Source organism: Leucobacter sp. wl10 (genome assembly GCF_003569785.1).
Lineage (GTDB): Bacteria > Actinomycetota > Actinomycetes > Actinomycetales > Microbacteriaceae > Leucobacter.
In genome coordinates, this window is record NZ_KZ984009.1 from 26,748 (window position 1) to 39,877 (window position 13,130).

The window sequence follows — 13,130 nt, forward strand, 5'->3', positions numbered from 1 at the left end:
GTCCTTGCTCGAGGGTGTCGACGGCTACCAGCCTAGGGTCGGGGAAGCGCTCTTCCGTCGTCTTCGGCGGAAGAGACCGGCGCGGCGGGCGGGCGGCGTCATCGGGGCTCACCGGGGCTCCATCCCTCGTGGATACGTCGAGGCCTCGAGCGGCAGCAGCACGGCCCCCAGCGCTCCGTTGGCCAGTGCGCCGTGCTCGTCGAGCCCGAGGTACTTTCCGGTCGACCGGTTGTTCGCGAGATCCAGCAGGAACACCGAGGAGCTGAGCGCCGCTTCCTCTCGGAAACCGAACACGTAGAGGTTCTCCGCGAAGCGCCAGTAGGTGGCCTCATCGGTGTCGTTGGCGCCCGGTTCCCAGCCGCGGATGCACTGCCAGGCCACCGATGAGGAATTCAAGTAGATCTGCTCGAACACGAGGTCTGCCGAGTAGACGCTGAGCAGGCGGCGACCCAGCAGCTCCGCGGTGGGGCCGGGCTGTTCGACCCCGGCGGCCTCCACACCTCGGAGCATGCCGAGCGCGAAACGGTGCTCGAAAGCGACGGGTACGTCGTGACGGGAGGTGTCCGCGACGGTTTCGACGAGGAGCGTCCGCCCGGTCGCGCGCTGGAGAACGAGCGTGAGCGAGCGCCGTGCGTCGGAGGAGCGGCACCAGATGTCCACGAAGAAGCAATCGACCGCGGCTTCGACCGCGTCGTAGGGATCGGTGCCCCCGGTGCCGTCGGGCAGCCGCCACGCGACCGTGTGCTCGCCGAAGTCCAGCGCGAGTTCGCCGTCGGGCAGGGTCACCGCGTACGCTCGTCCGGTCAGCGCGGACGACTGAGGAAGACGATGCTCGAGCAGACCGCTCACCTCGCGCGGGCTATCCGTCGGGTTCATGCGCGACTCACGCTCCATTCTGATGCACGAGAGCGCCGCCGACATACGTCCGTTCGACCCGGCAGCCCCCGATCTCGCTCGCCGGGAGCTCGAGCGGATTCCGGTCGAGCACCACGAGGTCCGCCCGGTTCCCGACGCGGATGCTTCCACCGGCATCGTCGTGATTCGCCCACGCCGAACCGGCGGTGAAGGCGGTCAGCGCCGCCGCGAGCGGCACCTGCTCGTCGACGCCGAGAGGCGGGATCCCCGGGGGTGCTCCGTAGAGCGTCCGGTTCACCGTCGCGTGGACGGCCGCGAGGGGATCCGCCGGCGAGACCGGCCAGTCGCTCCCCATCGCGAGGGGAGCCCCGCTGCGGTGTATGCGGCCGTAAGGGAACTGCGCGTCCTCCCGCACCGCGCCCAGCTGCGACCGCGTCAGGTCGTCCTCCCCGGCTTCCCGCCCGGCCCAGAGTCCCTGAAGGTTCGCGATGACCCCGAGCTGCTCGAACCGCGGGATGTCCGAGGGATCGACGAGCTGGAGATGCGCGATCTGGTGGCGCCGGTCGCCGGTGCCGTTCGCGAGCTGGGCGCGCTCGACGGCGTCCAGCGCGTCCCGCACCGCGCGGTCTCCGAGCGCGTGGAAGTGCGCCTGGAGGCCCGCCCGATCGATCTCCTCGACGACCGCGCGGAGCGTCTCCGGGTCGATGAACGAGAGGCCGCTGTCCCGCGCGTCATGGCCGCAGCGATCGTGATACGGCTCGAGCAGCGACGCGGTACCGGTCTCGACGACGCCGTCGAGCATGATCTTCACGCTCCGAGCACTGTATCCGGAGCCCAGAGCCGCGGCCGAGTCGCGAGCCGCGGCGAGTTCCGCCACCCGCTCGACGATGAGCTCCACCGGGCAGTCGCGCTCCCACCAGAGCGCCCCCACCACTCGCGCCGTCAGCCACCCGGCGGCCTGACCTCGAAGATAGGTCTCATGGCTGGCGGCGCCGACACCGGGCCGGAGCACCATGGCGTCCTGCCAGCCGACGATGCCGCAGGAGTGCAGGTACCGCTGGGCTTCGCGCAGCGCCGCGTCGTAGTCGGCCTCGGTCTCCTCCGGGGCGAGACGCTCGACGAGCTTGCCCGCGCCCTCGTGCAGCAGTCCGGTTGGCCGCCCGTCTTCGTCGCGCTCGATACGGCCGTCGGCGGGATCCGGCGTGTGCTCGTCGATGCCGGCGAGTCGCAGCGCGAGCGTGTTCACCCACATCGAATGGTGGCCGTGATCCGGAAGGCACACCGGCCGGTCCGCGACGACGGCGTCGATGTGCTCGCGATGCGGCCCGGCGGCCGGGAACGCCTCCGCTGCCCATCCGCCCCCGATGATCCACGACTGCTCCGGGTGGGCGGCGGCGTACTCGCCGATTCTGCGCTGGTAGCCCGAGAGCGTCGTCTCGTCGAGGAGATTGCACCGCAATCGCTCGATTCCGGCGCGTATCGGATGGGCGTGGGCGTCGATGAATCCGGGAAGGAGCAGCCGGTCGCCGAGCTCCACCACCTCTTCGGCCCGGGCGAGGTACGGCGCCACCTGCTCGTCCCCCACCGCCGCGATCGTACCGTTCTCGACGGCGACCGCGCGTGCGATCGGCTCCTCCGATCGGGCGGTGAAGACGACGCCGTCGCGGAAGACGGTCACTCCTGGGTTCGCATATGCCATGGCACTCGCCTCACATTACCTGGATCGAGGATGTCGGTTCGGGGATGTCGGCGCGGTGGGTCGGCACCCACCCCGGCCTGGGAACGCTGTCCCGAAGCTGTCTGGTGTACGGGTGCTGGGGGTCGCGCAGCACCTCGGCCGTGCGCCCCCGTTCGATCACCTGACCGCTCTGCATGACGACGACGTCCTCGGTCAGATGCCTCACCACGGCCAGGTCATGGCTGATCAAGATGAACGTCGTGCCGAACTCCACCCGGATATCGGTGAGCAGGTTGAGGATCTGCGCCTGGATCGAGACGTCGAGCGCCGCCACCGCCTCGTCCAGGATCACCACCTCGGGGTTCGCCGCGAGCGCCCGAGCGATCGCGATCCGCTGCATCTGCCCGCCCGAGAGCGCCCCCGGCCTCGAGGTGCGCTGCCGGGTGTCGAGACCGACGAGATCGCACAGCTCGATGACCCGGTCCCGCCGCGCGCTCCGGTCCAGCTCGGCCCGGTGGATGCCGAGCACCTCCGCGATCACCTGCTCGGCCGTGTACCTCGGATCGAGCGAGGAGTACGGATCCTGGAACACCATCTGCACCTCGCGGGCGCGACGACGCCGTTCCGCGGCGGACCTCGCGGGCGCGCTGCGATCGCGACCGAGCACCGTGATGGTGCCCGAGGACGGGCGGAGCCGGCCGATGATCATGTTCGCGAGGGTCGTCTTGCCCGATCCCGACTCCCCCACGATCCCGAGGGATCCGTGCCGTGGAAGCTCCAGGCTCACCTCGCGAACCGCGGTGACGCGGCCGAACCGCTTGACCACGCCGGACACCTCGAGAATGTTCTCAGACGCCATGCTGCTGCACCTCCCGGAGCGCGGAGGCGGCGTGCAGCTCATCCGCCCGGATGCACCTCACGGTCCCGCCCTGGGTTTCCTCGAGCGGGATGGGGCCCGAGCGGCACTCGTCGACGGCGAAGCGGCAGCGCGATGCGAAGGCGCAGCCCTCCGGCGCCTCGAAGGCGCTGAGCGGACGCCCCGGGATGGCCGGGAGCCGGTCCAGTGTCCGCTCGAGGGGCGGCCGCGCTGCGGCGAGCGCCGCGGAGTAGGGGTGCCTGGCCTCGTGGTGCAGCAGGCTGCTGCCGCGCACCTCGACGATCTGCCCCGCGTACATCACGGCCGTGCGGTCGCAGATGGCGGCGGCGAGATCGAGATCGTGCGTGATGAAGAGCATCGACATTCCCCGCCGTCGGCGCAGCGCGTCGAGCAGGGCGATCAGGTCGGCCTGCGTGGTCACGTCCAACGCGGTACTGGGCTCGTCGGCGAGCAGCAGCTTCGGTTCCATCAGCAGCATCGCGGCGATCAGCACCCGCTGCAGCAGGCCGCCGGACAGCTCGTGCGGGTACTGGCCGAGTCGCCGCTCCGGGTCGGTCACCGCGAGGTCGACGAGCGCCTCGGTTGCGAGGCGCCGGGACGTGCGCCGGTCCACCCGGCGCACCGTGCGCAGCGCCTCGGTCATGAAGTCGCCGATCGTGCGCACGGGATTGATGTGCGCCCGCGGGTTCTGGAACACCATCGCGACATCGGCGCGGTGCGCCCGGAGCGCGCCGCCCCGGAGCGACCACACATCGCGGCCGAGCACGCGCACGGACCCCTCGACGCGAGCGTTCCGCGGCAGCAGCCTCCCCACCGTGCGCGCCGTCATCGACTTGCCGGAACCCGATTCGCCGACGAGCCCGAGCGATTCCCCCGCCTCGAGCCGCAAGTCGATGCCCCGGAGCACCTCGCGGTGCTCCCCGGCCACCGGAAGGGAGACCCTCAACCCGCTGAGTTCCACGATCGCGTCGTCCATCAGCTGTCCTCCCCTTCCTGGAGCATGCGTTCGCCGAGCACGTTGACGGCGACGACGATGGCGACGATCAGCAGACCGGAGGTCAACGACTCCATCGGGTAACCGGAGAGGATGCCGTTCTGCCCCTGCGACACCATGACGCCCCAGTCCGCGGCCGGCGCCTGCACGCCGAGGCCGAGGTAGGAGACCGCGGCGAAGGTCGAGATCGCGTAACCGAAGGTGAGCGTGCCCTGCGCGACGACCGACGGGAAGACGTTGGGCAGCAGGTGCCTGAAGCACACCGAGAGGCCGGACGCCCCCTGGAGCTCCGCGGCGATGATGTAGTCCTTCGCCCGCTCGCGCAGGGCATCGGCCCGGACGATGCGCGCGAGGAAGGGGATGAACGCGATCGACAGCGCGACGATCGGCCCGGTCATCCCGCGCCCGAACACGGCTGCGGCGAGGATCGCGAGCAGCAGGCCGGGGAAGGAGAACACGAGGTCGAACGCGGCCGAGATGACGGTGTCCATGCGGCCTCCGAACCACGCCCCGGCGATGCCGAGCGCGGAGCCCAGCACCACGCTCACGATCGTGATGATGGTCGGAGCGAGAATCGCGGTCTGTGCGCCCGCGAGCAGGCGGCTCAGCAGATCCCGCCCCTGGCTGTCGAAGCCGAGGGGGTGCCCGGCGACCGGCCCCACGAAGGCGTAGGCCTGGTCTGGAAGCGTCGGATCGTACGGGGCGAGCAGCGGCCCGAAGAGGGCGAGCAGGAAGACGAGCGCGATCACGGCGATGCAGATCGCGGGTACGACCCCCCGCACCGAGGTGGTGGAGCGCTTGGCCCGGCGCCTCGTGCGCGGCAGCGCGGCCGCCTCGGCGCTCATGCCCCGCCCCCGAACCGAACGCGCGGATCCAGCAGGCCGTACGACACGTCGATGATCGTGTTGATGACGACGAAGATCAGCACGTAGATGACCGCGATGCCCTGCACCACGGGGAAGTCGTTGTAGGAGGCGGCCTGCACGAGCGCGCTGCCGAGCCCGTTGATGCCGAAGGCCTGCTCGACGATCGCGGTCAGCGCGATGAGCGACGCGATGGTGAGACCCATGACCGTGGTGACGGGGATCATCGCGTTGCGGATCACGTGCCTGCGGGTGGTCGGGCCCGGAGGGATGCCGCGGCTGACCGCGGTCTGCACGTGCTCGCGCCCCATCTCCTGCCGCACCGAGGTTCGGGTCACGCGGCTCACGACCGACAGCGAGGCGACCGCCAGCGCGACGGCCGGCAGGGTCAGATACCAGATCCGCTCGGGATACCCGTCGCCGGCGCCGCGGGTCGGGAACCAGCCGAGCGCGACCGAGAAGACGCCCAGCAGCACGATCGCCGTCACGAACGGCGGCACCGCCATGAGCACGGTGGTACTCGTCAGGATCGCGGTGTCGGCGAAACCGCGGCGCAATCCGGCGATGATCCCGGAGCCGACACCGATCACCGCGATGATCGCCGCGGCGTAGACGGAGAGCTCGAAGGTGACCCCCATGCGCTGTCCGATCACGTTGGTCACCTGGTCCGAGTACATGAGGGAGTTGCCGAGGTCGCCGCGCAACAGGTCGCCGAGCCAGGCGATGTAGCGCAGGAAGAAGGGATCGTCCAGGCGGTACTGCTCCCTGAGCGCCGTCTCCATCTCCGGAGCGATCGTGCGTCCACGGGACAGGGCGGTGATCGGATCCCCCGCGAGATAGAGGGAGGAGAAGACGAGGAACGTCGAGACGAGCAGCGTCATGACGCTCGCGATCAGGCGCCGACGCAGGTATGCGCCCAGCCCGGCGAGGCGGTGGGAGCCGCCTCGCCTCCGCCTGGTCGAGGCGACGGCCGAGCTCATGATCCGGCCCCGGGGCGCGCGTCTGGCGCCGCGTACCATCCGTCGCGCCGCTCGATGGCCCGGGCCGCGGCGAAGATCGCGCGCTCCTCGTAGGGCCGGCCCACCAGTTGCACGCCGATCGGCACGCCGTTCGAGTCGTGGCCAGACGGCACCGACATCACGGGGCAGGCACCGAGCACGTTGAACGGCACGGTGAGCGCGACCTCGAGCAGATCGAACCAGCGGCGCCCGCCGATCTCTACCGCGTCCTCGCCCGCGTAGTCGAGATCGGCGAAGATCTCGGTGCTGCCCATGGTGGGGCACAGCAGCATGTCGTAGTCGCGCAGCACCGCCGACAGGGCGAGCCAGAGCTCGCCCTCGATCTCCTGCGCCTCGGGGAGGCTCCCGCCCTCCGCGCGCTTCGTGTGGGCGGTCACGTTCGCGATCAGGGGAGCCGAGATCTCGCCGGGGTGCGCATCGAGATACTGATGGAACCCGCCGAACGACATCGCGTAGTGGATCGTGGCCGCGCGCAGCACCCGCTCCATCGGCAGGGAGAGATCGACCTTCTCGACGGTGGCGCCCGCCGCGCGCAGCACCTCGGTCGTGCGGGCGAGGGAGGCCCGCACCTCGGGGGTGACGGGCCAGTCGCCCAGATCGGTCGACACCGCGATGCGCAGCTGCGACACCTGCCCGGCGTCCGGCGCGGACACCCGCGGCCAGAGCGAGGCGGGATCCGACCAGTCCGGCCCCGCGGTCACGCTCTGCATCAGGGCGACGTCGTCGACCGTGCGCGCCATGGAGCCCAGATGGAGGTAGTGGTCGAGATTGGCGGGCGACTCGATCGGAATGGTGCCGCGCGTCGGCTTGTAACCGACGACTCCGCACATGCTCGCCGGGATGCGGATCGAGCCCGCGATGTCCGAGCCGGTCGCGAGGGTCGTCGTGCCCGCGGCGAGCGCCGCCGCGGAGCCCCCCGACGAGCCGCCGACCGCGTATCGGGGGTTCCACGGGTTGCGGGTCACCCCCCACAGCTTGGAACTCGTGATGCCGGCGGCGGCGAACTCCGGGATCGTGGTGCGCGCGTGCACGATGGCGCCGGCCTCAATCAGCCGTCTGGCGAAGACGGACGTGTGCTCGGCCACGACGTCCCTCATCGGCAGCGATCCCATGGTGAACGGCTGTCCGGCGATGCTGTCATCGGCCTTCACCGCCACGGGGATGCCCTCGAGCGGGCGTGCGGAGTCGCCCCCGCGCGCCCACCGCTCGGCCGCCTGCTCCGCCTGGGAGCGGGCCTCGTCGTAGAAGGTGTGTCCCAGGGCGTTCACCGTCGGCTCGATCTGCTCGGCGCGGGCGATGACCGCGTCGAGCAGATCGACCGGCGAGAGTTCACCCGTGCGGAACATCCGCAGCGCCTCGGTGGCGGGTGTGTAGGCGAGGTCGCTCACTGCTCGGCCGCTCCCACCATCCGTGCCCAGGGGCCCGCCGTGTAGCCGGTGCCCGAGGCCGGCGGGCCGGTGATCTCCTTCGACATCACGAGTGAGTAGTGCTGCTCGGCGAGCGGAATCAGCGGCAGATTCTCCGTCACGATCTTGTCGGCCTGGGCGACGAGGGTGGCCCGCGCGATGGGGTCCTCCGTCTGCCGCGCGCGCGTCAGCAGGTCGGTGACCTTCGGGTCGCTCCAGCCGCCGTAGTTGTAGAGGGCATTCGGCAGCACCACGGTCGTGAGGTCCGGGCCCGGTTCCGCGAACATGCCGCCGGTCGAAGTGCTGGCGACGTCGATCCCCTGCCGCGCGGACGGGTCGTAGAAGATGCTCGTGTAGTCGGCCACGGCGAAGTTCTTCAGCTCGATCTTCAGCCCGATCGCGCTGCCCGCCTGCACCACCGCGTTGGAGGCCGCGGTGATCGACGGCAGGCTGGTCGATGCCATCACGATCGTCTCGCCCTCGACGCCGGCCTCCGCGATCAGCTGCTTGGCCCGGGCGAGATCCTGAGTCATCGGCTTCAAGCCGCCGAGCACCTTGTCGTAGGCGTCCTGCACCTGGCTCCAGACCGACGAGTTCGTCGAGCTCCGCGGCACGGATGCCTGGCCTCCCGCGTATGCGACGCCGAGGTACGCCTTGCGATCCATCGCCAGCGACAGCGCTTCGCGGACGCGCAGATCGCCGAGCACCCCGTCGAAGTTCATGACCGCGAGCGCATCGATGGTGGTGTTCCAGCCCGACGTCACGGTCACGCTGTCGTCGGCTGCGAGCTGTTCGTACCCGGTGATCACGGGGTTGAAGGTGCCGTCGATGCTGCCGCTCGTGAGGCCTGCGTTCAGATCGGCCCCGCCGGGGGCGGCGACGAAGGTGATCTGGGGCACGAGCGCCGCGTTCTCGGCGTCCCAGTAGTTCGCGTTGCGCTCGACGACGACGTCCCCTCCCGCCTGCCACGACTTGAGGGTGAACGCCCCGGTGCACATCACGTTGCCCGGGGGCGTGCCGTACTCGGCGCCGAGACCCTCCGCGTACCCCTTCTTGATCACCGTGCTCGCGGAGGTCGCGAGGAACCCGCGGAGCCAGTAATCGGGCTGTGCGAGCCTTACGGTGACCTCGTTATCGCCGGTCACCGCGAGGCTCGCGATGTTCTGCAGGCCGTCGGCGTACAGGCTGAGGGCCGGATCCTTGGCTCGCTCGAGGCTGTAGACGACGTCCTCGGGCGTCACCGCGGTGCCGTCCCAGAAGGTGACGCCCGGCTTCAGGGTGATCACGAGTTCGGTGGGTCCGGTGTACTCGGCCGATTCTGCGAGCCACGGGGCGATGGTCCCGTCGCCCTCTTGCATCAGCAGCCCCTCGCAGAGAGAGTTGAGCACCGAGCCCTCCGGCTGGTCCATCGCCTGGATGGGGTCGAGCGACGCCACAGGGCGGTAGTTGGCCCAGGTGATCGGGCCGTACTCGCCGACCGCGGCCGGCGTGGTGTTCTGCAGGTCTCTCGAAGCCGCCGCATCCGCGCCGTTCGCGGTCGGGGGCGCCGCGCCGCATCCCGTCAGAAGCAGCGCGACGCTCGAGCCGAGTGCGGTCGCGGCGAGCCACACGCGGGCCCGTGCATGTCGGTGTTTCATCATTAGCTACTCCTCGTTGAGTGAGAGTGGTCGGAACTCGGTCGTCCGGGCGAGCCGAGTCGATATGTCGGGAGGGCGTCCGCCCTCGGATCTACTCGGCCGCGCCCTTCTTCTGGAACTGCTGCAGCCACTCCTCGGAGGGCTGCTCGCGCTCGTGCTGCGGATGCGGCCCCGGGATGTATCCGATGCCGCCGATCTCGATCTCCGGCCCATCCGGGTGATCCTTGGACATCAGGTACTGCCCGACCCGATCGAGCGATGCCTCGACCATGAGCGCGTGGCTCGCGGCCGTCAGCATGTCCCGGTGTATCCGCTCGAGGCGGTTTCCGCGGAAGACCGCGGGCGAGCCCGCCTGCTGGAAGATGAGATCCACAGCCTGCCGGGACACCTGGACCGCGTTCACGACCGCGGCGTGCAGCCTCACGCGAAGATCATACGGGATCGGCCACTGCTCGACGGCTTCGTCGTACGCCTGCGCGGTGAGGTTCCAGAGGTGCGTGCGCGCCGCATCGATCATCGTCGCGGCCTTGCCGAGCGAGACCTGGTGCAGCTGCTCCTTGCCCATCTTGGCCTGTCGGTACGAGCCGCGTCTCGCCGAACGGCTGACCAGTTCGAGGTACTCCTCGATCGCCGCCTTCCCGAGGCCGAGGGCATGAGCCCCGTGACCCATGATGTTGAACCAGTACCGGTACAGCGCCCGGTCGTACGGACGCTTCCAGATGCCCGCCTCGTTGACCATCTCACGGGGGACGAAGATGTCCTTCACCTCGAAGTCCCCCGATCCGGTGCCGCGGAGCCCGTGGCCGTGCCACGTATCGATGAGCGTGGCGTCCTTGGCGGGCCACATCCCGACGATGAACCACGGCAGCCCGTCTCGGTCGTTCGTCACGGGCTCATCGTTCTCGTCGTAGAGCACCGAGCGCCCCGAGAGCCAGTTCGCCTCCGGAGAGCCGCTCGTGAACGACCAGCGGCCGCTGATCCGGTAGCCGCCGGGCACCCGGACCGCCTTGCCCGCGGCCCGGCCGATGTTCGATGCCGTGATCCACCGATCCTGCTCGAGAAGCCTCTTCATCACATCCGGCTTCAGGAAGGTCTGCCCGACGTGCAGCATGCACAGCCACCCCACGGACCCGTTCACGCGGCTGATCTCCTCCATCGCGTCCATCCACTCGAGCGGGTGGACCTCGAGACCGCCGAGCTCCCGGGGCAGGAAGGCCCGGTACATGCCGTTCTCGTACAGCGCGTCGGTGATCTCGTCGGGAATGCGACGCTCCTCCTCGATGACCTCCTCGGCCTCGAGGAGCATGGGCTCCAGCTTGCGCGCCTCCTCCAGGAGCGTCGGGCGCCCGTGCACCTCCGGGTAGGGGGCCGGATACGGAGCAAGCGAGTCCTCGCTCGATACGTCCACGGTGACGTCGGTAGTGCTCATCGACAGGTGTCCTCAATCTCAAACCGGCTTAAGTACAATAAAAGTACTTGATGAATCTTTAATATACCTAGTTTCGACTTCCTCGACACCCTTGTCAAGCGCGTCGTCGAGATCTTTCAAGACTCATAAAAGTACGGGTTGTGTCACTTACTGCACCCTGCGCACCCGGGACGCCCTGAGGCCCCGGGCGCCCGAACGAGAGCGACGACCATCTCCGTCGGGCCCGATAAGTATTAAAAAAGTACTAGTTGTAGCTCTATGTATACCCAGCTTAGGCTCGTACGTATCCGCACCGCGAGGGAAAGGACCGATCCGGTGGCTGTACTCGATATCTCACCAGCGCACACCGTCCATCAGGACCCGCGCAGCTTCCGGGACGCTCTCGGACGCTACGCGACCGGCGTCGCGGTCGTCGCCGCCCTCACCCCGGAGGGCCCCGTCGGCATGGCGGTGAACTCGTTCACCTCGGTATCTCTCGATCCGCCCCTGATCGCGTTCTGCCCCATGCGCACCAGTCGGTCGTGGGCGCAGATGAGGTCCATCGGGAGCTTCTCGGTGTCCGTGCTCCGCGATGTGCACGAAGACGCCGCGAGGCTTCTCTCGAGCAAGAGCGCCGACAAGTTCTCGGCCCATGACTGGCGCCCCGGGCCCTCCGGCCACCCGGTCCTCGCAGACGCGCTGGTGTGGTTCGACACGGTCATCGAAACCGTCACCGACGGCGGCGACCACGAGGTCGTTCTCGCCCGGGTGAACGGCTGGTCCGATCCGAGCAACGATGCTCCGCTCGTCTTCTTCGGCGGCCAGTATCGATCGCTCGAAGCCCCGATCGGCTAAGGAGCTCCACGTATGCGCATCCTCATCGTCGGATCCGGGATCGCCGGCCCTCTCACCGCTCTGAGTCTCGAGCGCGCCGGATTCACGGACATCGTGATCGCCGAGCGCAATGAAGAGATCCGGGGGCTCGGCGTCGGGATCAATCTGCTGCCGCATGCCGTGCGCGAGTTCACCGAGCTCGGTATCGCGGATCGGACCGCGGCCCTGGGAGTCGAGCCGAGCACGCTCAGCTACTACAACCGTCACGGACAGCGGATCTGGAGCGAGCCCCGCGGCCGGGCCGCCGGCTACGACTGGCCCCAGCTCTCGGTGCACCGGGGCCGCCTGCAGGTCGAGCTGAACGAACTGGTGAAGGAGCGTCTCGGCGGTGTCCACCGGCTCGGCCGCAGGCTCATCGACGTTCAGGGCAGCACCGCCGTTCAGGGCAGTACCGCCGTCTTCGAGCTTTCCGACGGGAGCAGGGAGGAGATCACCGCCGACATTATCGTCGCGGCCGACGGCATCCACTCGGCGGCCCGGAAGCTGCGCTTCCCCGGAGAGGGCGATCCTATCTGGAGCGGTCTCACGCTGTGGCGGGGCACCGCCTTCGTGGAGCCCTACCTCGACGGCGCCACGATGATCATGGTCGGCGACGCCGACCAGAAGTTCGTCGCCTACCCCCTCGGCCCGGTCCGCGAGAACGGCACGCAACTCATCAACTTCATTGCCGAGCGTCGTTGCGAGGGCCTGCCGGGCGCCGACTGGAACAGACAGGTCGAGCGGGAGCCCATCGCGGAGTTCTTCGAGGGGTGGAGCTACGGCTGGCTCGATATCCCCGGAATCATCCGCTCCTCGGAGGAACTGCTCGAGTACCCCATGGTCGATCGCGACGCGCTGCCGGGGTGGACGTTCGACCGTCTGGCCCTGATCGGGGACGCGGCCCACGCGATGTACCCGAACGGCTCGAACGGCGGATCGCAGGCCACCCTCGATGCGCGCACCTTCGCCTACCGTCTCGCGACCGCGGATAGCATCGCATCCGCGCTCAAGGCCTACGAACAGGATCGGCTCCCGTCGTGCACTGCCCTCCTCGCGCTCACCCGTCAGACGGGGCCGGAGCGAGTGATGCAGCTCGCCTACGAGCGAGCACCGGAGGGATTCTCGGACGTGCACGAGGTCATCTCGCAGGAAGAGTTGGAGACCATCGCCGCCGATTACAAGCGCGCGGCGGGCTTCCACCCGGACAGCCTGAACGCCCGCTCCTCGCTGAACGCGCGAGTGGCGAAGTGATCGGCCCGCTCCCCACCCCGACCTTTCTCTGGAATCGGTCTGCGAGATCGAGGTGCGCCTCGGCGGTCCGGTCGACTTCGGTGTGACCCGAGACGGGCATCGCCGCTTCACTCCGATCATCGGCGGCTCGCTGCGGGGGGATTCCGGGAAGCGCTCTGGAGGGCGCGAGCGCCCGGATCCTCACCGGCGGAGGCGATCGCCAGCTGCTCCGCCCCGACGGGGCGATCGAGAAGCTTCTATGGCGGCGCCGAAGCCCACCGTGTCACCCA

At 69.2% G+C, this 13,130-nt stretch carries 11 protein-coding genes; 2 read left to right on the forward strand and 9 right to left on the reverse strand.

The features are described 5' to 3' along the window. Positions 1 to 108 precede the first annotated feature (108 nt). The 9 genes from D1J51_RS15605 to D1J51_RS15645 form a co-directional block, all read right to left on the reverse strand. Positions 109 to 876: a MoaF C-terminal domain-containing protein gene (locus tag D1J51_RS15605; protein ID WP_162903889.1), complete on the reverse strand. Its 768-nt coding sequence runs from the start codon at positions 874 to 876 to the stop codon at positions 109 to 111. A gap of 7 nt (positions 877 to 883) precedes the next feature. Then, the gene (locus tag D1J51_RS15610) at positions 884 to 2,554 is read right to left on the reverse strand and encodes an amidohydrolase (protein ID WP_119076788.1); all 1,671 of its coding nucleotides are present in this window, start codon (positions 2,552 to 2,554) and stop codon (positions 884 to 886) included. 10 nt (positions 2,555 to 2,564) lie between these two features. Continuing rightward, positions 2,565 to 3,392 carry an ABC transporter ATP-binding protein gene (locus D1J51_RS15615; protein ID WP_119076789.1) on the reverse strand — a complete coding sequence of 276 codons (828 nt, stop codon included), beginning with the start codon at positions 3,390 to 3,392 and terminating at the stop codon, positions 2,565 to 2,567. Beyond that, on the reverse strand, positions 3,382 to 4,386 hold the full coding sequence (locus D1J51_RS15620) for an ABC transporter ATP-binding protein (protein WP_119076791.1): 1,005 nt from the start codon (positions 4,384 to 4,386) through the stop codon (positions 3,382 to 3,384). Before D1J51_RS15620 ends, D1J51_RS15615 begins: the two co-directional genes overlap by 11 nt. After that, positions 4,386 to 5,249 (reverse strand): ABC transporter permease, encoded by an 864-nt coding sequence (locus D1J51_RS15625; protein ID WP_119076793.1) that lies wholly within the window; start codon positions 5,247 to 5,249, stop codon positions 4,386 to 4,388. Before D1J51_RS15625 ends, D1J51_RS15620 begins: the two co-directional genes overlap by 1 nt. Beyond that, entirely contained in the window at positions 5,246 to 6,247 is a 1,002-nt protein-coding gene (locus D1J51_RS15630; protein WP_205547965.1) for an ABC transporter permease, read from the reverse strand. The genes D1J51_RS15625 and D1J51_RS15630 overlap by 4 nt, the downstream gene beginning before the upstream one ends. Continuing rightward, a complete protein-coding gene (locus tag D1J51_RS15635) occupies positions 6,244 to 7,674 on the reverse strand; it encodes an amidase (RefSeq protein WP_119076795.1) in 1,431 nt (476 codons plus the stop codon). The genes D1J51_RS15630 and D1J51_RS15635 overlap by 4 nt, the downstream gene beginning before the upstream one ends. Beyond that, entirely contained in the window at positions 7,671 to 9,332 is a 1,662-nt protein-coding gene (locus tag D1J51_RS15640) for an ABC transporter substrate-binding protein (RefSeq protein ID WP_119076798.1), read from the reverse strand. Before D1J51_RS15640 ends, D1J51_RS15635 begins: the two co-directional genes overlap by 4 nt. Before the next feature lie 88 nt (positions 9,333 to 9,420). After that, complete coding sequence (locus tag D1J51_RS15645; RefSeq protein WP_119076800.1) at positions 9,421 to 10,758, reverse strand: acyl-CoA dehydrogenase family protein; 1,338 nt, start codon at positions 10,756 to 10,758, stop codon at positions 9,421 to 9,423. Between the two features lie 315 nt (positions 10,759 to 11,073). Here D1J51_RS15645 and D1J51_RS15650 point away from each other — a divergent pair, with 315 nt between their 5' ends. Further along, on the forward strand, positions 11,074 to 11,592 hold the full coding sequence (locus D1J51_RS15650) for a flavin reductase family protein (RefSeq protein WP_162903890.1): 519 nt from the start codon (positions 11,074 to 11,076) through the stop codon (positions 11,590 to 11,592). Between the two features lie 12 nt (positions 11,593 to 11,604). Next, positions 11,605 to 12,861 (forward strand): flavin-dependent oxidoreductase, encoded by a 1,257-nt coding sequence (locus tag D1J51_RS15655; RefSeq protein WP_119076804.1) that lies wholly within the window; start codon positions 11,605 to 11,607, stop codon positions 12,859 to 12,861. Positions 12,862 to 13,130 lie beyond the last annotated feature (269 nt).